Annotated in this window: 21 protein-coding genes, 1 tRNA gene and 2 pseudogenes; 10 read left to right on the top strand and 14 right to left on the bottom strand. The window is 71.2% G+C overall.

All coding sequences use genetic code 11. The annotated features are described in order from the left end of the window. Nucleotides 1-213 precede the first annotated feature (213 nt). Nucleotides 214-1242 (bottom strand): LacI family DNA-binding transcriptional regulator, encoded by a 1029-nt coding sequence (locus tag OIE75_RS35980; RefSeq protein ID WP_329473436.1) that lies wholly within the window; start codon nucleotides 1240-1242, stop codon nucleotides 214-216. 455 nt (nucleotides 1243-1697) lie between these two features. Between OIE75_RS35980 and OIE75_RS35975 the strand changes: the two genes are divergently transcribed. From OIE75_RS35975 to OIE75_RS35960, 4 genes are all read left to right on the top strand, one after another. Beyond that, entirely contained in the window at nucleotides 1698-3008 is a 1311-nt protein-coding gene (locus OIE75_RS35975) for an extracellular solute-binding protein (RefSeq protein WP_307016448.1), read from the top strand. Further along, the gene (locus tag OIE75_RS35970; RefSeq protein WP_307016446.1) at nucleotides 3005-3907 is read left to right on the top strand and encodes a carbohydrate ABC transporter permease; all 903 of its coding nucleotides are present in this window, start codon (nucleotides 3005-3007) and stop codon (nucleotides 3905-3907) included. The genes OIE75_RS35975 and OIE75_RS35970 overlap by 4 nt, the downstream gene beginning before the upstream one ends. A gap of 1 nt (nucleotide 3908) precedes the next feature. Then, the gene (locus OIE75_RS35965; RefSeq protein ID WP_307016445.1) at nucleotides 3909-4805 is read left to right on the top strand and encodes a carbohydrate ABC transporter permease; all 897 of its coding nucleotides are present in this window, start codon (nucleotides 3909-3911) and stop codon (nucleotides 4803-4805) included. 120 nt (nucleotides 4806-4925) lie between these two features. Then, complete coding sequence (locus OIE75_RS35960; protein ID WP_329473435.1) at nucleotides 4926-7307, top strand: glycoside hydrolase family 3 N-terminal domain-containing protein; 2382 nt, start codon at nucleotides 4926-4928, stop codon at nucleotides 7305-7307. A gap of 66 nt (nucleotides 7308-7373) precedes the next feature. Here the strand turns inward: OIE75_RS35960 and OIE75_RS35955 are convergent, their stop codons facing one another. Both OIE75_RS35955 and OIE75_RS35950 read right to left on the bottom strand, forming a co-directional pair. Continuing rightward, nucleotides 7374-8564 (bottom strand): fumarylacetoacetate hydrolase family protein, encoded by a 1191-nt coding sequence (locus OIE75_RS35955; RefSeq protein WP_373463034.1) that lies wholly within the window; start codon nucleotides 8562-8564, stop codon nucleotides 7374-7376. A gap of 38 nt (nucleotides 8565-8602) precedes the next feature. Next, nucleotides 8603-10339, bottom strand: a complete 1737-nt coding sequence (locus OIE75_RS35950; RefSeq protein WP_329473434.1) for an IlvD/Edd family dehydratase — start codon at nucleotides 10337-10339, stop codon at nucleotides 8603-8605. Nucleotides 10340-10439: 100 nt separating this feature from the next. Between OIE75_RS35950 and OIE75_RS35945 the strand changes: the two genes are divergently transcribed. After that, on the top strand, nucleotides 10440-11198 hold the full coding sequence (locus OIE75_RS35945; protein WP_329473433.1) for a FadR/GntR family transcriptional regulator: 759 nt from the start codon (nucleotides 10440-10442) through the stop codon (nucleotides 11196-11198). A gap of 69 nt (nucleotides 11199-11267) precedes the next feature. Continuing rightward, nucleotides 11268-11480, top strand: a pseudogene (locus OIE75_RS35940) (site-specific integrase); the annotation flags it as partial. 98 nt (nucleotides 11481-11578) lie between these two features. Here the strand turns inward: OIE75_RS35940 and OIE75_RS35935 are convergent. Beyond that, nucleotides 11579-11652 (bottom strand) — tRNA-Pro (locus tag OIE75_RS35935). 148 nt (nucleotides 11653-11800) lie between these two features. Here OIE75_RS35935 and OIE75_RS35930 point away from each other — a divergent pair. Then, the gene (locus OIE75_RS35930; RefSeq protein ID WP_329473432.1) at nucleotides 11801-12760 is read left to right on the top strand and encodes a bile acid:sodium symporter family protein; all 960 of its coding nucleotides are present in this window, start codon (nucleotides 11801-11803) and stop codon (nucleotides 12758-12760) included. A 233-nt stretch (nucleotides 12761-12993) separates the two neighbouring features. On the opposite strand, the pseudogene OIE75_RS35925 reads toward OIE75_RS35930, so the two are convergent. From OIE75_RS35925 to OIE75_RS35905, 5 genes and pseudogenes are all read right to left on the bottom strand, one after another. Further along, nucleotides 12994-13548 (bottom strand): annotated as a pseudogene (locus OIE75_RS35925) (VOC family protein); the annotation flags it as partial. A gap of 29 nt (nucleotides 13549-13577) precedes the next feature. After that, entirely contained in the window at nucleotides 13578-14690 is a 1113-nt protein-coding gene (locus tag OIE75_RS35920) for a 4-oxalomesaconate tautomerase (protein WP_329473431.1), read from the bottom strand. Beyond that, the gene (locus OIE75_RS35915) at nucleotides 14687-15400 is read right to left on the bottom strand and encodes a 4-carboxy-4-hydroxy-2-oxoadipate aldolase/oxaloacetate decarboxylase (protein WP_329473430.1); all 714 of its coding nucleotides are present in this window, start codon (nucleotides 15398-15400) and stop codon (nucleotides 14687-14689) included. The genes OIE75_RS35920 and OIE75_RS35915 overlap by 4 nt, the downstream gene beginning before the upstream one ends. Further along, complete coding sequence (locus OIE75_RS35910; RefSeq protein ID WP_329473429.1) at nucleotides 15397-16164, bottom strand: PIG-L deacetylase family protein; 768 nt, start codon at nucleotides 16162-16164, stop codon at nucleotides 15397-15399. Before OIE75_RS35910 ends, OIE75_RS35915 begins: the two co-directional genes overlap by 4 nt. Nucleotides 16165-16209: 45 nt before the next feature. Beyond that, entirely contained in the window at nucleotides 16210-16860 is a 651-nt protein-coding gene (locus OIE75_RS35905; protein ID WP_307016435.1) for a GntR family transcriptional regulator, read from the bottom strand. A gap of 155 nt (nucleotides 16861-17015) precedes the next feature. On the opposite strand from OIE75_RS35905, the gene OIE75_RS35900 reads away from it, so the two are divergent. Both OIE75_RS35900 and OIE75_RS35895 read left to right on the top strand, forming a co-directional pair. Further along, nucleotides 17016-17369 carry a cupin domain-containing protein gene (locus OIE75_RS35900; protein WP_161331824.1) on the top strand — a complete coding sequence of 118 codons (354 nt, stop codon included), beginning with the start codon at nucleotides 17016-17018 and terminating at the stop codon, nucleotides 17367-17369. 96 nt (nucleotides 17370-17465) lie between these two features. Next, nucleotides 17466-18629: a Gfo/Idh/MocA family protein gene (locus OIE75_RS35895; protein ID WP_329473428.1), complete on the top strand. Its 1164-nt coding sequence runs from the start codon at nucleotides 17466-17468 to the stop codon at nucleotides 18627-18629. Here the strand turns inward: OIE75_RS35895 and OIE75_RS35890 are convergent. Then, nucleotides 18607-19251 carry a TMEM175 family protein gene (locus OIE75_RS35890; protein WP_329473427.1) on the bottom strand — a complete coding sequence of 215 codons (645 nt, stop codon included), beginning with the start codon at nucleotides 19249-19251 and terminating at the stop codon, nucleotides 18607-18609. The genes OIE75_RS35895 and OIE75_RS35890 overlap by 23 nt on opposite strands. Before the next feature lie 63 nt (nucleotides 19252-19314). Continuing rightward, nucleotides 19315-20349, bottom strand: a complete 1035-nt coding sequence (locus OIE75_RS35885) for a LacI family DNA-binding transcriptional regulator (RefSeq protein ID WP_307016432.1) — start codon at nucleotides 20347-20349, stop codon at nucleotides 19315-19317. A 182-nt stretch (nucleotides 20350-20531) separates the two neighbouring features. Between OIE75_RS35885 and OIE75_RS35880 the strand changes: the two genes are divergently transcribed. Beyond that, nucleotides 20532-21536, top strand: a complete 1005-nt coding sequence (locus OIE75_RS35880; RefSeq protein WP_329473426.1) for a Gfo/Idh/MocA family protein — start codon at nucleotides 20532-20534, stop codon at nucleotides 21534-21536. Nucleotides 21537-21606: 70 nt separating this feature from the next. Here the strand turns inward: OIE75_RS35880 and OIE75_RS35875 are convergent, their stop codons facing one another. The 3 genes from OIE75_RS35875 to OIE75_RS35865 form a co-directional block, all read right to left on the bottom strand. Beyond that, nucleotides 21607-22020, bottom strand: a complete 414-nt coding sequence (locus OIE75_RS35875) for a VOC family protein (protein ID WP_125491451.1) — start codon at nucleotides 22018-22020, stop codon at nucleotides 21607-21609. 113 nt (nucleotides 22021-22133) lie between these two features. Further along, nucleotides 22134-23036, bottom strand: coding sequence for a sugar phosphate isomerase/epimerase family protein (locus OIE75_RS35870; protein ID WP_329473425.1), 903 nt, complete (start codon nucleotides 23034-23036; stop codon nucleotides 22134-22136). A 1-nt stretch (nucleotide 23037) separates the two neighbouring features. Beyond that, nucleotides 23038-24006: an ATP-binding cassette domain-containing protein gene (locus tag OIE75_RS35865; protein WP_329473424.1), complete on the bottom strand. Its 969-nt coding sequence runs from the start codon at nucleotides 24004-24006 to the stop codon at nucleotides 23038-23040. Between the last annotated feature and the right edge of the window lie 2 nt (nucleotides 24007-24008).

Genomic DNA, 24008 nt, shown 5'->3' with positions numbered 1-24008 from the left:
CTCCCGCCGGAACGGCGTCGAGATCGGTAGGGCGACCGCTGCGGCGCCTGCACGACGCCGGCGCGGCTGACGCCCGTGTCGAGTGGCCCCGTGCCATGACCGCCCGCTACCGGGTTCCCAGTCTTGACCCCACGTCCGCGGAGGTTCTCTGCGGGGACGTCTCGTCAACGGCTTGTGGCGACGCACCGTGCGCGACGAGGAGCACGTGGCCTGCTACCCGCGTTCCGGGGGCTCTTCGGACGGCGGCGCCGTCGAGGCGCGTACCACGAGTTCGGTGGCGAGCTCGATGTGGTGGGACTCGACCTTCTCGCCGTTGGCGAGTCGGAGCGCGGTACGCAGGGCGGCACCGCCCATCTCCCGCAAGGGCTGACGCACCGTGGTGAGGGGCGGTGAGGACATCCGGGCGAGGCTCGTGTCGTCGAAGCCGACCACGCTCAGGTCTTCCGGCACGCGCAGGCCTCGGCCCCGGGCGGTCTCGACGACCCCGACGGCGATCTCGTCGTTGCCTGCGAAGATCGCCGTCGGTGGCTCCTGCAGGTCCAACAGTGCCGCGGCTCCGAGCAGTCCCGTCTCGTGCGTGAACTCTCCCGGCTGGACGTAAGCCTCCGGTACCTGGGCCCCTCCCGCCTCGATCGCGGCGCGGTAGCCGTGCATGCGGGCCTGGTTGCACACGGCCATGGCGGGCCCGCCGAGGTAGGCGACGCGGCGGTGACCCAGGGAGAGCAGGTGCTGCGTCGCGGTCAGCCCGCCGGCGAAGTTGGTGGCCCCGACGCTGTTCACCCGGTTGTCCGGCAGATGCAAGGGGTCCAACACGACCAGCGGCAGCCCGGACCGGGCCAGCTCGTTGAGGTGCGCCGTGGTGTACACGCTGGTGACCGCGATGACGGCACGGCGCCCGGCGGAGACCAGGTCCCGGGCCCAGTGCGGGGCACTGGACGCCTTGCTGATCACCACCGAAGCCCCCAGTTCGGAGGCGGAGTCGATGATCCCTTCCAGGGTTTCGGCGACGTACGGCTTCAGGCCGCCCTTGAACTGCACCTCGATGGTCGGGCTTTCGACGGCCTCGGTGTGGCGGAACACGGGGGCGAGGTAGTCGTGTTGGTGCAACAGCTCCTGCACCCGGGTGCGGGTCTGCGGCGCCACGTCACCGCGACCGTTCACCACTTTGGACACGGTCGCGACGGAGACCCCGGCCGCTTGGGCGATGTCCGCCAAAGTGGTGCGTCTCGCGTTCGGTCGCATCGGTTCCCTCCCGTATTCGTCCACCGGTGTGGTGAGTCTCCGGTCGGGCCGGCAACACGGGTGGAACCGGTCAACAGTACGGCACCCGCGCCACGAGCCCGCTCGGGAGGTGCCGACAAGCCCCGCGGCCTCGACCGGTCCGGAAGCAGGACCGAGCGCCCCTTCGGCACGATCTGACCAGCATCTACGGTGCTCAAGGAAAGATCACCGCCTCAACTGCCTACCCCGAGTCAGGCAGTTTCGAAACACTTTCGAGATAGGTCAGGCACCCCCGGGCGCCGTAGTGTCCTGAAAATGCGGGGTCCGAAGCCGCCTCCAGAAGGCATGCGCACGTCCCTTGACAGGCCATCAGCCCGAAACCTAATTTGCACGAACAGAGTTCGGAGAAGGTTCTTTCGAAAACCTTTCACCATGACTCACGAGAAGCCGGTGACTCTCGAGTGCGGAGAAAAGACATGGCGCTCTCCCGACGTACCCTCCTCGGCCTGGCCGCCGCTGTACCGGCCTCAGCGGCACTGGCGGCCTGCGGCTCGTCCGGCCCCGGCAAGAGCGATGGTGGGGCCACGTACTGGTACCTGAACGGCCAGCCACAGGAAGGCGTCCGAGGCGGCGCGGTGGACGCGTTCAACAAGGCCCATCCCGACAACCAGATCGATGACACGACGTTCCAGAACGACGCGTACAAGACGAAGATCAAGACCGCCATCGGTGCCGGACAGGCGCCCACCATCATCTGGGGCTGGGGCGGCGGGACACTGCGCACCTACGCGGAAGCGGGCCAGGTCGAGGACCTCACGTCGTGGTTCGACGAGCACTCCGAGGTCAAGAAGGGGCTGTTCCCTTCCTCGTTCGACGCGGCGACCGTCAACGGCAAGATCTACGCGATCCCGTGCGAGACCGTGCAGCCGATCATCCTCTACTACAACAAGAAGGTGTTCGACCAGGTCGGCGTGGAGCCGCCGGAGTCCTGGGACGACCTCATGGCTCTGGTGCCCAGGTTCAACGCGAAGGGCATAGCACCGCTCTCCCTGGGTGGCCAGTCCCGATGGACGAACATGATGTGGCTGGAGTTCCTGTTCGACCGCATCGGCGGTCCCGAGGTGTTCCAGGCGGTCATCGAGGGCGAGAAGGACGCCTGGTCGAACCCGGACGCCATCACCGCGCTGACCAAGGTGCAGGACCTGGTCGAGGCCGGCGGGTTCATCAAGGGGTTCTCCTCCATCACAGCGGACTCCAACGCCGACCAGGCGCTGCTGTACACCGGCAGGGCCGCGATGATGCTGCACGGTGCATGGTCGTACGGCATCCAGCAGGCCGACGGCGGAGACTTTGTCTCCAGCGGCCAACTGGGCTACATGAACTTCCCGCCCGTCGACGGCGGAAAGGGTGATCCGAGCAACGCGGTCGGCAACCCCGCCCAGTACCTGTCCATCTCCTCGAAGGCCACCGACGAGGAGAAGAAGACCGCCAAGGACTTCTTCGCGACCGGTGTCCTCCAGGACGCCGAGGTGAAGGCCTGGATCGACAACGGGTCGGTTCCGGTCCGGTTGGGCACGGAGAAGCTGCTGGCCGCCTCCAAGAGCGCCGACTTCCTCCAGGTCAACTACGGCATCGCCACCAAGGCCAAGACGTTCGTGCAGTCCTGGGACCAAGCGCTCAGTCCGACGGCCGCCGAGACCCTGCTGGACAACATCGTCAAGTTGTTCCAGCTGTCCCTCTCCCCGGAGCAGTTCGCCGGCAACCTCAACGCGGTCACCGGCAAATGAGTTCGCTCACGGGCCATCCGCCGCACCGCCGACCGCGCAGCATTCTGCCCTGGCTGGCGACACCGGCGCTGGTGGTCTTCGTCGGCTTCGCCGTGGTCCCGCTCGTCGGAGTCTTCGCTCTGAGCTTCACCACCTGGGACGGGATCGGCGCCATCCACCAGTCGGGGCTGACCAGTTGGCGTGCGGTGCTCACCGACCCCGGGCTGCCGCACGCCCTCTGGGTGACCTTCATGGTGATGGCGGTGTCGTGGGTCGTCCAGACGCCACTGAGCATTCTGCTCGGCACGTTCCTCGCGGGCCGCCAGCGCTACCGTGCGGTGCTCGGCGTGGTGTACTTCGTCCCTCTGATGCTCAGCTCCGCGGCCATCGCCATCGCGTACAAGGCCCTGCTGGACCCCAACTTCGGCCTCGGGGCCGGGCTGAAGCTCCCACTGCTCAGCCAGGACTGGCTGGGACGGCCTGGGCTCGCCTTCGGCATCGTCGTCTTCGTCGTCTCCTGGCAGTTCGTCCCGTTCCACTCCCTGATCTACCAGGGTGGTGTCCAGCAGATTCCGAAATCCCTCTACGAAGCAGCCCAGTTGGACGGAGCCGGTCGGATTCGGCAGTTCCTCAGCATCACGCTGCCCCAGCTGAGGTACACCATCATCACCTCGTCCACTCTGATGGTGGTCGGGTCGCTGACCTTCTTCGACCTCATCTTCGTCCTCACCGAGGGCGGTCCCGGCGACGCCACCCGGGTCCTGGCACTGGACATGTACAAGCGGGGTTTCCAGGCCAGCCTGATGGGACCGGCCAGCGTCATCGCGGTCATCCTGGTCCTGGTGGGGCTGGCCCTCGCCCTGCTGCTGCGCCGGCTCGGGGGCCGCGACGCCGGGGCGAGCCAACTCGAGGGAGCCTGAGGTGACCACCACGCTGTCCGAGACACGACGACCCCACAAGGCCGCACCGGGCGAACGGCAGCGCCACTCCCTCCGGGCGGCACGCCGACGCAACTGGGCCGGGGGCCTGGCCGGATGGCTGTGGCTCGTCGTCGTGGCCGTACCTCTGTACTGGACCCTCATCACCAGTCTCAAGGCCCAGAGCCGCTACTACGCGAGCAACCCGCTGGTGCCTTCGGGCGACCCCACACTGGACAACTACCGACTGGTCATCGAGTCCGACTTCCTGCGCTACTTCCTGAACAGCGTCGTGGTCACCGCGGGCGCCGTGGTACCGGCGGTCGTGTTCTCCTTCATGGCGGCCTACGCGATCGTACGGGGCTGGCGCATGCGGTTGCTGCGCGCGATGAACGGGCTGTTCCTCATGGGCCTGGCCATCCCGCTGCAGGCGACGGTGATCCCCGTCTACCTGATCATCATCAAGTTGCAGTTGTACGACACCCTGCTGGCGCTGATCCTCCCGTCGATCGCGTTCGCCATCCCGCTGTCGGTGCTGGTGCTCGCCAACTTCATCCGAGACGTACCCGACGAACTGTTCGACTCGATGCGGGTCGACGGCGCCACCGAATGGACGACGCTGTGGCGGCTGGCGGCACCGCTCACCCGGCCGGCCATCCTCACCGTGACCATCTTCAACGCCCTGACCATCTGGAACGGGTTCCTGCTGCCACTGGTGCTCACTCAGAGTCCCGAACGCCGGACCCTGCCGCTCGCGCTGTGGACCTTCCAGGGCCAGTACGGGGTCAACGTCCCCGCCGTTCTCGCCGCCGTCGTCCTCACCACACTGCCCGTCCTGATCCTCTACGCCTTCGGCCGCCGCCAACTGCTGAGCGGTCTGACCGCCGGATTCAGCCGATGACCGACGCGGGCCCGGGACGGTGCCGGAACCCGGACATGGCCCGTCCCGCATCGAGTCCCGCTCGTCTACTTGTTCGCCCGTCGCACCCAGGTCGAGGGTCCGCGGGCCGTGGGAGGGAAAGTGAACGCCAACGTGGCCGTAGACAACACCGCCGGAGTCTCCCGCTGGAACGACACCACCTCTTCCGTCACCGCGCGAGTCGAAGCCCTGATCGACGCGATGACACTTCAGGAGAAGACCGCCCAGCTGTACGGAGTCTGGGTGGGCGCCTCCGATCAGGGCGGTGAAGTGGCCCCCCACCAGCACGACATGGAGGAGGCCGTCGATCTCGACGCGCTCCTGCCCACCGGACTGGGCCAGCTGACCCGGCCCTTCGGCACGGTCCCGGTAGACCCCGCTCTGGGTGCGCTCTCCCTGGCCCGCACCCAGACCCGGATCGCCGCCTCGAACCGATTCGGCATCCCCGCTCTCGCGCACGACGAGTGTCTGGCCGGCTTCGCCGCCTGGGGGGCGACGGCCTACCCCGTCCCGCTGTCCTGGGGCGCCACCTTCGACCCCGACACGGTGCGGCGCATGGCCTGTGCCATCGGGCGGGACATGCGTGCCGTCGGCGTTCACCAGGGACTCGCGCCCGTCCTGGACGTCGTGCGCGATGCCCGCTGGGGCCGGGTCGAGGAGACCATCGGCGAGGACCCGTACCTCGTCGGCACCGTCGGAACAGCGTATGTGCAGGGTCTTGAGTCGGCCGGGATCGTCGCCACCCTCAAGCACTTCGTCGGCTACTCGGCCTCGCGCGCCGGGCGTAACCTCGCCCCCTCCTCCATGGGCCCGCGGGAGCGCGCCGACGTCCTGCTGCCCCCCTTCGAGATGGCGATCCGTGAAGGCGGCGCGCGTTCGGTGATGACTGCCTACACCGACACCGACGGCGTCCCCTCCGCGGCCGACGAGGAGCTGCTCACCGGGCTGCTGCGCGACACGTGGGACTTCGACGGCACCGTCGTCGCCGACTACTTCGCCATCGCCTTCCTCAAGACCCTGCACGGCGTCGCGGCCGAGTGGGCCGACGCCGCCGGCCTGGCACTGCGGGCGGGCGTCGACGTCGAACTGCCGAACGTCAAGGCCTACGGCCCGCCCCTTGCCGACGCGGTCGCCGACGGCCGTGTCCCGGAGGCGTGGGTCGATCGGGCCGTTCGCCGGACACTCACCCAGAAGGCGAGGCTCGGCCTGCTCGATCCGGACTGGAATCCCCTGCCGGCCGCACTCGAAGGGGCAGACCTCGACTCTCCGGCCGCCCTGCGCGGCCGAACCGACCTGGACACTGCGGAGAACCGCGCGCTGGCCCGCACGGTCGCCGAGGAAGCCGTCGTGCTGCTGAGCAATGACGGCACGCTGCCGCTCGAAAGGCCACGCCGCATCGCCCTGCTCGGCCCCAACGCCGACGAGGCGGTCGCCGTACTGGGCTGCTACTCCTTCCCTCAGCACATCGGCGCCCGTCACCCCGGGACCCCGCACGGCATCGAGTTGCCCACGCTGCGCGATGCCCTCGCCGTCGAGTTCCCCGACGCGGAGATCACGGTCGCCCGCGGCACCGGCATCGACGACGGAGACCTCACCAGCCTGGGCGAAGCCGCCCGGGTGGCACGCGAGGCCGACATCGCCCTGGTGGTGCTCGGCGACCGCGCCGGGCTCTTCGGGCGCGGCACCAGCGGCGAGGGGTGCGACGTGGAGACGCTGGCGCTGCCCGGGGCTCAGCAGCAACTGCTCGACGCCCTGCTGGACGTGGAGACGCCCTTGGTCACGGTGCTGCTCGCGGGACGACCGTACTGCCTCGGCCGCGCCGTGGAGGAGTCCGAGGCGATCGTGCAGTCCTTCTTTCCCGGTGAGGAGGGCACTCACGCGATCGCCGGTGTGCTGAGCGGCCGCGTCAACCCCTCCGGACGGCTCCCGGTCAGCGTGCCGCGCGGGCCGGGCTCCCAGCCGACCACCTATCTGGGAGCGAAGCTCGCCCACGCCGGCGAGGTGTCCAGCATCGACCCGACGCCGGCGTTCGCCTTCGGTCACGGCCTGTCCTACACGCGGTTCCACTGGACGGACCTGACCGTGGACGCCCGGGAGGCTCCGACGGACGGCGAGTTCACCCTCGCCTTCACCGTCCGCAACACCGGCGCACGGTCGGGAACCGAGGTCGTCCAGCTCTATCTCCACGACCCGGTGGCCTCCGTCGTCCAGCCGGTACAGCGCCTCGTCGGTTATGCCCGGGTCCACCTGGAGCCGGGCGAGGCCCGGCGTCTGCGTGCCACCGTCCCGGCCGATCTCGCATCATTCACCGGACGAGACGGGCGGCGTGTGGTCGAGCCGGGCGAGCTGGAGCTCAGGTTGGCCGCTTCCAGCGCGGATCCACACCTGATCGCCGGGGTCACGCTGACCGGCTCCGAACGCCACCTGGACCACACGCGACGCCTGCGCTCCGTGCTCGAGCAGGAGCCGACCGCCCGGGCATGAGCCGGGCGAGCCGGGCCGCCCGGAACCCGTCGGTCTGCCGCTCCGGGTCTGGTGGGTCCTCGATGTTCACAGGACGCCGCGCCGAGCCAGGCTGCGCGTCAGCGCTCGTACACCGAACGTCCACGGCGCGGCCTGCTCGCTGGCGACGACGGTGTTGACCAGAGCGCCGAGTCGCGGGCTGGAGATCCGCACGATGTCTCCGTACTCGTGCGTGAAGCCCATGCCGGGTGCGTTTCGGTCTTCGGTGGGGGCGAACAGCGTGCCGGTGAACAGCGCGAACCCGTCCGGGTACTGATGGTGCGATCCGTACGTGGCGGCCACCAGGTCCAGTACGTCGCGGCTGATCCCCCGCATCGTGCTGTTGCCGTGCAGTACGTAACCGTCCGTGCCGTCGACCCGCAGGTCGACGTCGAGCCCGCGTACGGTGTCGAGGACGAAGCCCTCGTCGAACAGGCGGACGAACGGGCCGATCGCGCACGACGCGTTGTTGTCCTTCGCGCGTGCCAGGAGCAGGGCGCTGCGTCCCTCGATGTCGCGGAGATTGACGTCGTTGCCGAGCGTCGCACCGCGTACCCGCCCGCGCGAGTCCACGACGAGGACGACCTCTGGCTCGGGGTTGTTCCACACCGAGGCGCCGAGCACGCCGATGTCGGCGCCGACACCGACCGCGGACAGGACCGGCGCCTTGGTGAACACCTCCGGGTCCGGCCCGATGCCGACCTCCAGGTACTGCGACCAGAGTCCTTCGGCTACGAGCAGTTCCTTGACCTTGTCCGCCGCGGGTGATCCGGGACGGATGCCGTCGAGCGCGCCGCCCACCACCTGCTCGACGCGGGTCCGCATCCGGTCGGCCTGCGCCCGGTCGCCGCCCGTGCGCTCCTCGATGACGCGTTCCAGCAGGCTCCGGGCGAAAGTGACGCCGGCGGCCTTGATCACCTGCAGGTCGACGGGGGCGAGCAGATGGGGAACGTCACGGCGGCCGGTAGGCGCCGCGAGCAACTCGTCCAGGCGCCAGACTTGTCCTCCGTCGGCCTCGCGGACGACTGCCGCCGCGTCCTCGCGTTCCATGAGGTCGGAGACGGTGGGAGCGACGGCCGTCAGGTCGACCACACGGTCGCCGCGGACCGCGGCCACGCACGGCCCGTCGTGTTCCGGGGCGTGGACGCGGGCGACGAGGGTTGCGCGGTCGGCGTCCTCGGGCAGGACGGAGCCGCTGGTGAGGACCGGGCGAGCGCGGGATGCATCCGATTCCACCATCAATGCTCTCCTGGGTTGGGGGGTGGCCTGGGGCGGTCTCAGTGGGAGTCGCGAGGGACCTCGTGTCCACGGCTGCCGCGCAGGAACCCGAAGTCGGCTCCGCGGTCGGCCTGTTCCACGTTCTGCGTGTACAGCCAGGTGTAGCCGCTGTCGTACCGCTCGGCGGGTGACCTCCACCCTTGCCGGCGCCGGGTCAGCTCGACGTCGTCCACGTCGAGGCGCAGGGTGCGGTTCGGAACGTCGAGGACGACGGGGTCTCCGTCGCGCACCAGGGCGAGAGGTCCGCCGACGGCGGCCTCGGGCGCCACGTGCAGGACCACCGTCCCGTACCCGGTGCCGCTCATCCGGCCGTCGCAGACCCGCACCATGTCGGTGACGCCGGCCTTCAGCAGCTTGGCGGGGAGTGGGACGTTGGAGACCTCGGGCATGCCGGGGTAGCCCTTGGGACCGGCGTTGCGGATGACGATGACGGAGTTCTCGTCGATGTCGAGATCCGGGTCGTCGGCCACCTCGTGGTAGGCCTCCGGGGAGTCGAAGACGCGCGCGGGGCCGCGGTGGACGAGCAGGTGCGGTGACGCGGCGGACTGCTTGATCACGGCCCCGTCGGGACAGAGGTTGCCGCGCAGGACCGCGATTCCGGTGCCGGCCGGCTGGAAGGGGGCGTCGAGGCGGGTGATGACGTCGGAGTCGACGCGTTCGGCGTGCTCGGTGTTCTCGGCGACGGTGCGTCCGGTGACTGTGATCTGGTCGCCGTGCAGCAGGTCGCCGCCGAGCAGCTCGGCCAGGACGGCCGGGAGGCCGCCCGCGTAGCAGAAGTCCTCCATGAGGTACGTACCGCTGGGCATCAGGTTGACCAGCGTCGGCACCGCACGGGCCAGATCGTCGAAGTCCGACAGGCTCAACTCGACGCCGACGCGGCCCGCGAGGGCGGCGAGGTGGATGATGGCGTTCGTGGAGCCGCCGATGGCCGCGTTGACCCGGACGGCGTTCTCGAACGCCTCCCGGGTCAGGATCCGCGAGGGGCGCAGCTCCTCCTCCACCATCCCCACGATGCGCTGCCCGGCCGCCTGCGCGGTCTCCATCCGGCGGGAGTCGACCGCGGGCCAGGCCGCCGAGCCCGGCAGCTGCATGCCGAGCGCCTCGGCCACGCAGGCCATCGTCGAGGCGGTCCCCATCGTCATGCAGTGCCCGTTGGAGCGGGCCATGCAGCCTTCCGCGAAGAAGCACTCCTCCTCGGTCATCCGGCCGGTCTTGAGGTCTTCCTCGAACTTCCAGACGTGGGTGCCGGATCCCACGTCCTGGCCCCGGTACTTGCCGTTGAGCATCGGCCCGCCGGTGACCATGACCGCGGGCAGGTCGACGCTGGCCGCGCCCATGAGCATGGCGGGTGTCGTCTTGTCGCAGCCGGACAGCAGCACGACACCGTCGAGCGGGTTGGCCCGGATCAGCTCCTCGACCTCCATGGCCATCAGGTTGCGGTACAGCATGGCGGTGGGACGCATCAGCGTCTCGCCGGTGGCCATGGTGGGAAACTGCAGCGGCAGGCCGCCCGCCTGCCACACGCCGCGCTTGACGGCTTCGGCGACGCGCGTCAGATGGGCGTTGCACGGGGCCAGTTCGGAGGCACTGGTCGCGATACCGATGACCGGCCGCCCGTCGAACACCTCGTGTCCGAAGCCCTGGTTGCGCATCCAGGAGCGGTACAGCATCCCGCTCCGGCCCCGTGCGCCGAACCATGCCTGGCTGCGGCGACTTGTCTGCTGACCATCCGTCATTCAGGCACTCCCGTGGCTCTGGCGTCGTCCGCTTCGCGAGGGGCGTTGTCGGGCGGAGGCCCGTAGGCCGTACCCTGTCACGCAATCATTAAATGATTCGATGAATGGCGTCCAGGGGGAGGCGGAGATGGCGGGGCATTTCCTGACCACGCAGCAGCGCGTGGTCGACGAACTCGGACGGCACATCGTGGAGGGCGCGTGGGAGCCGGGGGATCCGCTGCCTGTCGAGGACGCGCTCGCGGCCGATATCGGCGTCAGCCGAGGGGTGTTGCGGGAGGCGGTGAAAGCACTGGTCGCCAAGGGCATGCTGAGCGTGCGTCCGCGCACCGGCACGCGCGTGCTGCCGCCGGAGCACTGGAACCACCTGGACCGTGACGTGCTGCGCTGGAAACAAGCCGGGGACGCCACAGCTCTCCTGCGCGACACGGGTGAACTGCGTCGGATCGTCGAGCCGGAGGCCGCCCGGCTCGCCGCCGACCGGGCGGGCCCCGACGACGTACGCGTGCTGTACGAGTCCCTGGCGTCCATGGAGGCAGCGGCGGCGGCTCCCGGCCGCCGCGGGTACGTCGAGGCGGACATCGCCTTCCACCGGGCCCTGCTCGACGCCGGCGGCAACCGTCTCCTCGGCTCGCTGGGCCGCGCTGTCGAGATCGCACTGGAACACAGTTTTCTCATCAGCACGCAGACCCCCGGCGCGGTGGAAGGCTCATTGCCGGGTCACCGCGCGGTGGTGCAGGCCGTCGAGGCCCGCGACCCCGCGGCCGCGTCGGATGCCGTCCTGGCTCTGATCGATGCCGCCGAACAGGAGATCGCCCAGTCGCCCGGACTGCCGCGCGGCACCCCGGGCGAGGCCGTCTGACGTGACGGGCGAGCCGACGAACAGGGCGGCCGGCGCCCCGGGAAGCGCCGTCCGCACGGCGGGCGTCGGGTCCGGCACACCGGAGTGTTGACCTGGTTCGCCGATGCCGGAGTCCAGGTACACGTCCTCCGCCGGATCGCCGGCCACGGCTTGCTGGCCACCACCCAGCGCTACCCACATCCCGACGCACACAAGATGACGGCTGCAGGGACGGCCCTGTCCGCACACCTCGGCGGACTCCGCACACCTCGCTCGCTGCCGAGCCCGATCGTCGTGACCCGCCGACCCCGGTCAAGGGCGCCGGTCCCCAACCGGTCTCCAAGAATGAGGGCCGGTTTCGGAAACCTCCGAAACCGGCCCTGACCCGCGACTGTCTCCAGTCGGGACGACAGGATTTGAACCTGCGACCCCTTGACCCCCAGTCAAGTGCGCTACCAAGCTGCGCCACGTCCCGGTGCGCGATCCGCGGATTCCCGTGATCGCGCTGGTCAACCCTACCTCATCCGGGGAAGGCAACACCGTCGGTTCGCGCCGGACCGTACCGATGATCACATCGCGAGACGGTTTTGCGTCATGTGCCCGACCAGGCGTTACCTCGCACGGTGCGAACCGAACGACCCGAACAGGCCAGTACCGACGTCACCGCCGACCGCTCCGCGCGGCGGGCCGTGACCGTCTTCCCGATCCTCGTCCTCGTGGCCGGCGCGCTCGGCCTGCTGCTCCCCGGAGGTTTCACCGGGTGGAGCGAGGCCGTGCCGTACCTGCTGGGCGTCGTGATGTTCTGCATGGGCATCACCATGACCCCGGAGGACTTCCACGGGGTCGCCAAGCGTCCCTGGGCGGTGGCGCTGGGGCTGGTCGCGCACTACGTCATCATGCCCGGGCTCGGCTGGGCCGTGGCCCACCTGCTCGACCTCCCCCCGCAGCTCGCGGCCGGCGTGATCCTGGTCGGCTGCGCGCCCAGCGGCACGGCCTCCAACGTGGTGACGTACCTCGCTCGCGGTGACGTCGCCCTCTCCGTCTCCGTCGCCACCGTCTCGACGCTGGTCGCGCCGCTGGTCACCCCGCCGCTGACGCTGCTGCTGGCCGGCGAGTACCTTCCGGTGGACGCCGGGTCCATGGTCACCGACATCCTCAAGACGGTCCTGCTGCCGGTCCTCGCGGGCGTCGTCGTGCGGCTGCTCGCGGGGCGGTACGTGCAGCGGGCGCTGCCGGCGCTGCCCTGGCTGTCGGCGCTGACGATCGCCGTGATCGTCGCGGTGGTCGTGGCGGGCAGCGCGGACGCCATCAAGTCGGCCGCCGGGCTGGTGTTCGTCGCGGTGGTCCTGCACAACGGCCTCGGCCTGGCGCTCGGTTACGGAGCGGGCCGCCTCGGCCGCCTCGGTGAGCCCGCCAGCCGGGCGATGGCCTTCGAGGTGGGCATGCAGAACTCCGGCCTCGCGGCATCCCTGGCCACGGCCCACTTCAGCCCCCTGGCGGCCCTCCCCGCGGCGGTCTTCTCCGTCTGGCACAACATCTCCGGTGCCCTGACGGCCGCGTGGCTGTCACGCCGGGGGCGATAGGGCGACGGCGGTCGGCCGGGTCGACCGTCGACGGGCCTCGGCACGGATTCCGGCTCCGGGCACGCACCGGGGGCGGCCGCCGCCAGTGGGACCCGCCGTCCAGGTCGCGCTACGCCTCCTCTGGTCCCCCGGCGGGTACGGCGCGGGGCACCGCCCTACCGGGACACACCGCCCGCGCAGGAGCACCCGCACCCGCACCAAGCCCCCGGCCGCGGGCGTTCAGTGCGCGGCGATCAGATCCTTGTCACCGCGACTCGCGGCAGCCTCGTGCCGTGACGTGCGCAGGGCCGCGATATGTGGAAGGACGCGATGGTCCGCAGGCCCCACGCCTGCCCCTTGGCGCGCTCGGCCTCGGTCCAGGTGACGAGCGGCCAGTCGGGCGCCAGCACCAGCCGCGTGAGCGGGTTGCACAGCTCGATGCGGTTGCCGCCGGGCTCGTAGACGTACAGGAAGAACGTCTGCTGGACGGCGTGCTTGTGCGGCCCCGTCTCGATGAACACACCGGTGTCGATGGCGAGGTCTGCGGCGCGCAGGATGTCCTCGCGGGTGTCGGCCGCGAAGGCGATGTGGTGCAGGCGCCCGGAGGAGCCGGACCAGTCCTCGGTGTGGACGACGTCGTACGACTTGTCGGTGTAGGTCAGCCGGCGGGCGGCGATCCGCCCGGAGTCGAGACGGATCTGCTCGGTGGGCCGGGCGCCGAGGAGCTGTTCCTGGAACTCGGCGCTGGCGAGGACGTCGGCGGCGAGGAAGTTGACGTGGTCGAGCCGCCGTACGCCCACGCCCCGTGAACAGCTGGGCGTGGCCGACGTGGGCGATGTCACGAAGCGGCGGAGTCAATGGGCCCTCCAGGGCGTTGGGCGGGGATCGGCGCCGCCGCGGACCGGGGGAAGACGGTGCCGTCGAAGATCTTGCGCGCGGTCCGTACGACGGCGGTACGCCGGACCACGGGGGGACCGGGGTCGACCTGGACGTCGACCTCCAGGAAGCCGGTGGGGTGTTCCACCCGCACTCGGTCGCCGGATTCGGGGAGTCGTGCGATCCCCTCCCCCACCCCGCCGGGCAGCCGCAGGCCCGCGGCGACGCTCGCCGCGCCGAGGACGCCGATGGAGGTGTGGCAGCGCACGGGGATGAAGGTGCGCGTGGCTACCGCGCCGCCGTCCCGGGGCGGGGCCAGCAGGGTGAGCTTGGGCACGGTGGTGCCCTCGACGTCGCCGAGGCCCATCAGGCGCCCGGCGGCCGACCGTATCTCGCGCAGGCGGCCGGCGAGCACCGCGTCCCCCTCCAGTTCCGCGGGCGTCTCGTGGCCGCCGACCCCGAGCGCGGCGGCCGGGATCAGCACGACCGGCATGCCGTTGTCGACGCAGGTCACCTCGGTGCCGGCGACGGTGTCCCGGACGTTGCCCGTGGGCAGCAGCGGGCCGGTGCCCTGCGGGAACTCGATGACGACCGCGGCGGCGGTCCCGGGCACCCCGGATATCGCCGCGGTGCCGGTGGGGTCGACCCGCCCGCCCGGGGTCGGGAAGGTCGCGACGGCGAGTTCACCGGTGTTGAGCATCCGGATGCGTACGGACGTCTCGGTGTCCCCGGCCGGGACGAGTCCGCGCTCCACGGCGAACGGGCCCACCCCGGCGAGGATGTTGCCGCAGTTCTGCCGGTCGGTGACCTCGGGCGCGTCCACGGCGACCTGGAGGAACAGGTAGTCGACGTCGGCGTCCGGGTCGGCCGAGCCGGAGACCACGGCGACCTTGCTGGTCAGCGGGTGGGCGCCGCCGAGCCCGTCGATCTGGCGCGGGTCGGGGCTGCCCATGACCCGCAGCAGCAGGGCGTCGCGGGCGGCGGGTTCTGCGGGCAGGTCGTCGGCGAGGAAGTAGGCGCCTTTGGAGGTGCCGCCGCGCATCAGTGTGCAGCGCACCGCCTCGGGGGCGCTCATGACGGCTCCCCGGCGGCGGACGTGTACTCCTCGTACGACTGGTAGGTCACGCCGAGTTGCGCGAGTTTCGCACGCAGTCCGTAGCGGTCCAGGCCCAGTTGGCCTTCGAGGAAGGCGGCGCGGGCACCGGCCTCCTTCGCCTCGCGGGCCTCGGACGCCTCGGCGGTCCGCCGGGCCCGTTCGCGGGGGACGACCACCACGCCGTCGTCGTCGGCCACGATCACGTCGCCGGGGCGGACGACCTGGCCGTCGACGGCGACCGGGACGTTGACGGAGCCCCCGGTGGCCTTGACCGTGCCCTGGGCACTGACCGCGCGGGACCATGCGGCGAAGCCCATCTCCCGCAGCTCCTGGGTGTCGCGGATCCCGGCGTTGATCACCAGGCCGCGTACGCCGCGCCGTTGGAGGGCGGTGGCGAACAGTTCGCCGAACATGCCGTCGGTGGAAGGGGAGGTGGTGGTGACGACCAGGACGTCGCCCTCGCCGCACTGCTCGACGGCGGCGTGGATCATCAGGTTGTCGCCGGGCCAGCCGAGGACGGTGACGGCGGTGCCGGCGATCCGTACGCCCTGCTGGACCGGGCGCAGTTCCGGCCCGAGCAGTCCGGTGCGGCCCATCGCCTCGCTGACCGTGGCCACTCCGTACCCGGCGAGCGCCGCGACGTCGGCGGCGTTTGCCTTCGGGGGGTTGGTGACGACGACGCCGCTCATGCCAGCTCCTTCGCGATCTGCGGGTAGGGGCGCATGTACGCCTCGGCCATGGTCGTGTGGGCGAGTCCCAGGTTGGGGCCCGCGTTGCGCTTGAGCTGGACACCGCGGCGGACGGCGAGGTCGGTGTAGTAGTCCCACAGGTGCCGCTGGGCGGCGAGGCACTCCATGGCCTCGCGCTTGGTCTCCCACACCTCGGTGATGTCGAGCAGCACCTCGGGCCGGAAGCCGCTCATCTCGGGCTGGTGGGGCTCGAAGTAGAAGACGGGCGGGGCACCGATGATCTCGCCCTCGGCCGGGTAGCCGATGGCCTGGGCGAGGAGGCGGGCCTGGAGGGCGAGGCGGTTGGCGGCCGGGTGGTCGCCGTTGTAGGGGTCCTCGGCGGGGTGGGTGAGCACGACGTCGGGCTGGGTGGCTCGGTAGACCTCGACGAGCCGGTCGGTCAGTTCGGGGGTGGCGGTCAGCGGGTAGTCGCCGGCGTCGAAGAAGCGGACCTCGGCGCCGAGGGCGGCGGCGGCCCGCTCGGCCTCGTCCCGGCGGAGTGCCTTGATCTCCGCCAGCGTCTTCCCCTCCCGCCAGGCCTTGGCGGACTCGCCGCGCTCGCCGAAGGTCAGGCAGGCGATGGTGACCTTCTCCCCGCGTGCGGCGGCCAGGGCGATGGCGCCGCCCGCCCGCCACACGAAGTCACCGGCGTGCGCGGTGACGACGAGGGTCGAACGGGCGAGTGTCGAACGGGGGACGGCGGCGGGCGCGTTGCCGTGGGTCATGCTCGGGTCTCCTTGCTGGACGGGGCGCCCGCCTCGGTGTGTGCGTCAGTCGCGCAACGCCTCGATCACACTGGTGAGGTGGGCCCGGACGGCCGCCTCGGCGGCCTGGGGGTCCCTGGCCTCGATCGCCTCGATCATGGCCAGGTGCTCGTTCAGGGATTGCTGTGGGCGCCCGGGGCGCAGCGCCAGCTGGAAGCGGTGGCGCACCAGTTGGGCGTTGAGCCGTTCCAGCAGTTCCACCGCCGTGTGCTGGCCGGAGAACTCCCGGATCCTGGCGTGGAGTTCGTGGTTGAGATCCGAGTAGGTCAGCGGTTCGCCCGCGGCCACGGCCCTGCGCATCGCCGAACCCAGCTCCTTCAGCTGGGCGAGTTGCCCGTCGTCGACGGCCGCGGCGGCCTTGGCCGCGCAGAGCCCTTCGAGGACCAGGCGGCATTCGGTGATGGCGACCGCCTCCTCCACGGTCACCACCCGTACGCGTGAACCGCGGTTGCGGATGCGCTCGACGAGCCCCTGGGCCTCCAGGTCGATCAGCGCGGCCCGGATACTGGCCCGGGTCACACCGAACTGCTCGGCGAGTTCGTTCTCCACCAGCCGCTGCGCGGGTGCCATGTCGCCGCGCAGGATCGCCTGCCGCAGCTGGCCGAGCGCAAGCTGTTTGGCCTGCTCCCCGGTGCCCGGACGGGCTTGGTTCGGCATGGTCGCCCTCCCTGAGTGAGTGCTTGTCGAACGTAAATCTAGCCAACAAGATTGTCAACAATTTTGTTCGCATTGACGGAGTGTCGTGGCACCCGGCCGGTTTCCGCACACCCTGTCTCCCCCGTGCCGCCGTGCGTCCCGGCTAGCGTCGCGGCATGACCCACAGCTTCGTCGTCCACGTGCCCGACGCGGAACTCGAACCCGAGCCGCTCTCCCCCGACCAGATCGTGTCCGGTGCCCCCGAGGTGACGGGCAAGGTGGTCTGGGAGTCGGCGGACGGCAGGCAGGTGCGGGGCATCTGGCAGATCACACCGGGCGTGGTCACCGACACCGAGGCGGACGAGCTGTTCGTCGTGCTCAGCGGCTCGGCCACCATCGAGGTCGCGGGCGGCCCGACGCTGAGGGTCGGGCCCGGCGACCTGGCCGTGCTGCGCGAGGGCGACCGCACGACGTGGACGGTGCACGAGACGCTGCGCAAGGCGTACGCGATCAACCTCGGCGGCTCCTGAGGGCCACAGGTTTGTCCTGTCAAAAGGTTGACATGATGCCGACGCCCGCCCAGGGTGGCCTGGACAGATCACGGACAGGTCCGAAGAGGGGCTCTCATGGTCGACGCACTCGGGGTCGCCGTCGTCGGTTTCGGCTGGATGGGCCGGGTGCACACCCAGGCGTACGCCCGTGTCCGGCACCACTACCCGCGGCTCGCCCTGCGGCCGGAGCTGGTGGCCGTCGCGGAGGAGGTGCCGGGGCGGGCCGAGGAGGCCGCCGAGCAGTTCGGGTTCGCGTCGACGACCCGTGACTGGCGGGAGGTGGCCGCCGACCCGCGCGTGGGCGCGGTCAGCATCACCGCGCCGAACTTCCTGCACCGCGAGATCGCCGTGGCGATGGCGGAGGCCGGCAAGCACATCTGGATCGAGAAGCCGGTCGGCCTGACCACCGGCGACGCCCGCGCGGTCGCGGACGCGGTCGCCGCGGCGGGCGTCCAGGGCGCGGTCGGCTTCAACTACCGCAACGCGCCCGCAGTGGAGGCCGCCCGCGACCTCATCGCCACCGGCGGGATCGGCACCGTCACGCACGTCCGCATCCGCCTCTTCAGCGACTACGCCGCCCATCCCGAGTCCGCGCTCACCTGGCGCTACGAGCGTGAGCGCGGCGGCAGCGGGGTGCTCGGCGACCTGGCCTCGCACGGCGCCGACCTGGCCCGTTTCCTGCTCGGCGACATCGCGTCCGTGACCGCGGACACGGCGATCTTCCTGCCCGAGCGGGCCCGGCCCACCGCCGCGACGGCGGGTCACTCACGGGCCGCGGGCGGCGAGTTGGGGCCGGTCGAGAACGAGGACTACGTCAACTGCCTGCTGCGCTTCGCGTCCGGCGCCCGGGGTGTCCTGGAGGCCTGCCGGGTCTCGGTCGGGGAGCAGAACAACTACGGCTTCGAGGTGCACGGCACCACGGGCGCGGTGTTCTGGGACTTCCGCCGCATGAACGAGCTGGGCGTCAGCCGGGGCACGGGGTACCAGGACCAGCCGGTCTCCACGGTGTACGTCGGGCCCGGGCACGGCGAGTTCGCCGCCTTCCAGCCGGGTGCCGCGAACGCCATGGGCTACGACGACCTCAAGGTGGTGGAGGCGTACCGCTTCCTGCGCTCGGTCGCGGAGGGCGTGCCGCACGGCGCCGGCCTGCCGGACGCCGTGCACAGCGCCGCCGTAGTGGAGGCGATGGCGCGGTCGGCGCTGAGCGGCGGCTGGGTCACTCCCGAGGTTCCCGGCTGACCGCGGGCGGGTGACTCGCCCGCACCGCCCACCTGCCGATCATGGCCTTCACCGGGGGCAGGACGAGCCAGCCCCACATGGCCGCGGGGCCGATCGCGAGGGCGAGCGGGACGCTGAGCGCGAACACCACGACCGACGCGGCGAGATCCAGACCGTAGATCAGGAAGCCCTCCTCGGGGACGGTGTCGCCGCGCAGCCAGGGCCGGGCGGCCAGTAGCGCGACCAGGGCGAGGTGCGAGGCGCCCAGGGAGGCCACCGCCGCCGCGTAGATGGCGACGGAGGCCGGCTCGTGGCCGTACTCGGAGATGAGCGTGGTGGGGAAGGGCACGAGGGCGGCGACGCCGAGGCCGAGCAGCGACAGCGTGATCACCTGGCCGTCGACCCGCTCGACGAAGCGGAAGATGCGGCGGTGGTCGCGCCAGAACAGACCGAGCACGACCACGCTCAGCGCGTACGCCCCCAGGTTGGGCACCAGTTCCCGCAGTGCGTCGCGGTACGCCGCCGGGTCGAGGCCGCGGGGCACGGAGAAGTCGAGGACGAGCAGGGTGATGGCGATCGCGAAGACGCCGTCGGCCAGCGCCACCACCCGCTCGGGTCCGCCGACCGGAGTCGATTTCCACATGCCCCCGACGGTAGGAGCGGCACCGCGCGGGGCGGCGTCACACGCCCGGGACGCCACCCCACGTCACACGGCCGCGGTGCCGGGCGGCATGTTGTAGGGGGTGACCACCTGGATCGCGGAGGGCAGGGACGGGCCCGCGGGCGGCAGTGCGCCGTGGGCCCGCATCACCGTGCGGCAGGCCTCCCGGAGGTCCTGCCGCAGGTCGTGGTGGAGTACGGCGGACAGGCGGTGCTCGCGCAGCAGGCGGGTGTTGTCCTGGTCGAGGTCGTGGGCGACGAACACCGCGCAGGTGCGGCCCAGGTCGGCGAAGGCCCGCAGGGTGGCGATGTTTCCGCCGCCGATCGAGTAGACCGCGCGGATCTCCGGATCGCGTTCCAGCGCGGCCCGGACCAGGTCGTACTGGGTGGCGTCCAGTCCCTGGCCCCCGGCGATCTCCACGAGGGCGCGCTCGGGGTGCCGGGCGCGCATGACGGCGCGGAAGCCCATCTCGCGCTCCTCCTCGTTGCGGAAGAAGCCGCTGCTGAGACTGGTGAGGACGTTGCCGGGACGGTCGCCTAGCCACTGGCCCGTCAGATGGGCGGCGGTCGCGCCCGCCGCTCGGTTGTCGATGCCCACGTAGCCGAGCCGGGAGGCGGCGGGCAGGTCCGTCACCAGGGTCACGACGGGGACCCCCGCCGCGGTCAGGCGGCCCACCGCGGCGGCGACCTCGGGGACGTCCGGCGCCTTGAGGATCACCCCCTGCGAGCCGCGCCGGGCGATCCGGTCCAGGACGGCGGTCAGCCCGCCGGCCGGGCCGGTCTCACGGAAGTGGAAGCGCGAGCGCACGACGGCGGGGTGCAGGGAGGGCAGTTCGGCCTCCAGCGCGGCGCGCACGGCGGTCGAGAAGCGCTCGGGGGACTGCATCACTATGTCGATCATGAAGGTGCGGCCGACCAGCCGGACCTGGGTGCGCTGCCGGTCCAGGTCGGCGATGGCCCGGCGCACCTCGTCCGCCGTGGACGCACGCACCCCGCCGCGCCCGTTGAGCACCCGGTCGACCGTGGCCTCGCTCAGCCCCGCCTGACGTGCGATCTCCCTGATCGGGAAGGGATGGCCCATGTCCGGCTCCTCCAGTCCCCGCGCGGGCGTCTTGAGGGGTTTTTGATGGCTGACTGCTGGTTGTTCGCGCTCTTTGTCAGGACAAGAATGACAGCACCGTGCCGCCCCTGTCAGCGAAAGGACGACGAAGTCCGCGGTGGCAACCGGCCACGGCAACCACGCACAAGGAGCAGCGAAAGAACATGCGTATCGGAATCCTCGGCCTCGGCCGCATCGGTGCCTTCCACGCCGAGACCCTCTCCGGACTCGACGCCGTCGACTCGCTGGTCGTCGCCGACCCGTTCGCGGACGCCGCGCGGGCCGCCGCCGACCGGTTCGGCGCCGAGATCGCCGCCTCGCCGGAGGCGCTGCTGGCAGCCGGCGTGGACGGTGTGGTGGTCGCCGCGGCGACCGACGCCCACCCCGCGCTGATCGTGGCCGCCGTCGAGGCCGGCGTGCCGGTCTTCTGCGAGAAGCCCGTCGCCCGGACCATGGCGGAGGGCGTCGACGTGCTCAAGGCGGTCGCCGGCCGCGACGTGCCGGTGCAGATCGGCTTCAACCGGCGCTTCGACGCCGGGTTCACCGCCGCCCGGGAGGCGGTGCTGGGGGGCGAGCTGGGCAAGCTGCACACGGTGCGGTCGACCACGCTGGACCCGGCGCCGCCGCCCGCCGCGTACGTCGCCGCCTCCGGGGGCATCTTCCGGGACTGCTCGGTGCACGACTTCGACATCATCCGGTGGGTGACCGGCCGCGAGGTGACCGAGGTGTACGCCGTCGGCGGCAATCGGGGTGCCGAGTACATCAGGGAGGCGGGCGACGCCGACACCACCGGCGCGGTCCTCACCCTGGACGACGGCACGATCGCCGTGGTCTCCAACAGCCGTCACAACGCGCGTGGGCACGACGTCCGCATGGAGCTCCACGGCTTCGCCGACTCCGTCGCCGTCGGCCTGGAGGACAGGCTGCCGCTGCGGTCCGTCGAGCCCGGCGTGACCTTCCCGGCGGGCACGCCGCACGACTTCTTCATGGACCGGTTCACCGCCGCCTACCGCGCCGAACTCGGCGCGTTCACCGAGGTCGTCGCGGGTGGGCGGCCCTCGCCCTGCACGATCGAGGACGCGCTGGAGGCCGGCTGGATCGCCGAGGCGTGCACCCTGTCGCTGCACGAGCACCGCCCCGTGACCATCGCGGAGGTGCGGCGCGGCTGAGCCGGGGCGGGCCCGAGGAGACGAGGGGGCCCAGGGATCGACGGATCGAGTCACCTACGAGCCGGCGGGGTCAGCCCGTCGGCTCGCTGATGTTCACCATCCAGGGGATGCCGAACCGGTCGGTGCACATGCCGAAGACGTCGCCCCACATCTGCTTCTCCAGCGGCACGGAGACGGACCCGCCGGCGGACAGCTTCTCCCAGTAGCCGCGCAGCTCGGCCGCGTCGTCGCCGCTGAGGCTCACCGAGAAGTTGGTTCCCGGCGTGTGGTCCATCCCGGGCGGGGTGTCGGCACCCATCAGAGTGAAGCCGCTCGGGGTCTCCAGCATGGCGTGCATGATCTTGTCGGTGTAGGCGGGGTCGGGCATGCCGGCCGAGCCGAAGGTGTTCAGCGCGAGGGTGCCGCCGAACACCTGCTCGTAGAACTCCATCGCCTGTCGGGCGTCGCCGTCGAAGCTGAGGTAGGGGTTGAGTCGCGAGGTCATGACGCCTCCCGGGTCGGGACGAAAGTGCCAGTGCTGCGCACGCTAGCGCCCACCACCGACAACGGCCCGCCGAGCGGCGCACCGGCGGGACCCGCCCGCCGGCGCGGTCGGCCTCAGGCGCCGCAGGAGCGCAGGAACTTCCGGGTACGCACCGCGATGGGGAGCGGCTTGTCCGGCTCGCACGGGTACATGTCCTGCTCGACGATGGCGAACAGGTCCACGTCCAGTTTCTGGGCGGCGGTCAGCACCGGGCCCAGCTCCGGCACACCGGCCGGCGGTTCGCACATCACCCCGCGCTGCACGGCCGGCCCGAAGGGCACCCCGCCCGCCCGCACCTCGGCGAGGATCTCCGGGTCGACCTGCTTGAGGTGCAGGTAGCCGATGCGTTCGCCGTAGGTCTCGATCAGTTTGACGCTGTCGCCGCCGCAGTAGGCGTAGTGGCCGGTGTCCAGGCAGAGGTTGACCAGGCCGGAGTCGGTCGCGTCGAGGAAGCGCTCGACGTGCTCCTCGGTGTCGATGTGGGTGTCGGCGTGCGGGTGGACGACGATGTCCAGGCCGTAGGTGTCGCGCACCTCGCGGGCGAGGCGTTCCATGCCCTGGGTCAGGTGGGTCCACTGCTCGCCGGTCAGCTCCGGCGGCTCCAGGATCTCGGCGGTCTTGTCGTCGCGCCAGAAGGACGGGATGACGACCAGGTGCTCGGCGTCCATGGCCCGCGTCAGGGCGGCGACGCGGCCGACCTGTTCCCAGGTGGCGTCCCACTCGGAGGGGCCCCGGTGCAGCCCGCAGAAGATGGTGCCCGCGGAGACCTTGAGCCCGCGCCGGGTCACCTCGTCGGTGAGCCGGGCCGGGTCGGTGGGGAGGTAGCCGTAGGGGCCCAGCTCGATCCAGTCGTACCCGGCCTCGGTGACCTCGTCCAGGAAGCGTTCCCAGGGCACCTGCTGAGGGTCGTCGGGGAACCAGACGCCCCAGGAGTCGGGGGCCGAGCCGACGCGGATGCGGTCCAGGGCAGCGGGCATGTCAGGTCTTCCCTTCGACGGTGTGCGGTGCGTCGGTGACGGGTGGCGTGTCCCCCGACACCGTGTCCTGCGCCTTCTCCTCCTTCGGCTTCTCCCCCTTCGGCTCCGCGTCGGGCAGCGCCTCCACGTCCACCCCGCCGACCTGGGCCAGCTCGTGCTTGAGGGCGGCCAGTTCGGCGCCGCCCGCCATGTGGTTGGTGAGCTGTTCGAGGGTGATGCCCGCGCGGGCGGCGCTGAGTTCGAGGGTGCCCAGGCGCAGCACGCTGAAGTGGTCGCCGACCATGTAGGCGTGGTGGGGGTTGTGGGTGATGAAGATGACGCCGAGGCCGCGTTCGCGGGCCGCGGCGATGTACTTGAGGACCACGCCGGACTGCTTGACGCCGAGGGCGGCGGTGGGCTCGTCGAGGATGAGGACGCGGGCGCCGAAGTAGACGGCGCGGGCGATGGCGACGCTCTGGCGCTGGCCGCCGGAGAGGGTGCCGATGGGCTGCTCCAGGTCGTCCAGGACGATGCCCATGTTGCGCAGTTCCTCGTCGGCGGTCCGCTTCATGCGGGCGATGTCGAGGCGGCGCAGGGGCCAGGGGCCCCTGGTCATCTCGGAGCCGAGGAAGAAGTTCCGCCACACCGGCATCAGCGGGATGGTGGCGAGGTCCTGGTAGACGGTGGCGATGCCCCGGGCGAGGGCGTCGCGGGGGGTCGTGAAGCGCACCGGTTCGCCGTCGACGAGGAACTCGCCCTCGGTGTGCTGGTGCAGCCCGGAGATGATCTTGATCAGGGTGGACTTGCCCGCGCCGTTGTCGCCGAGCACGCAGGTCACCCGGCCGGGGTGGACGGCGAGGTCGACGCCGTGCAGGGCGCGGATGTTCCCGTACGCCTTGCCCGTGCCGCGCAGTTCGACGATCGGGCCGTCCTGCCCGGGTGCGGGGTCCGTGCGGACGGCACCGTCGGTGCCGGGGGTCTTGGTGGTCATTT

Origin of the sequence: Streptomyces sp. NBC_01723 (assembly GCF_036246005.1) — a bacterium.
Taxonomy (GTDB): domain Bacteria; phylum Actinomycetota; class Actinomycetes; order Streptomycetales; family Streptomycetaceae; genus Streptomyces.
Note: the sequence above shows the minus strand (reverse complement) of the source record. Positions and strands in the feature narration are given on the sequence as shown.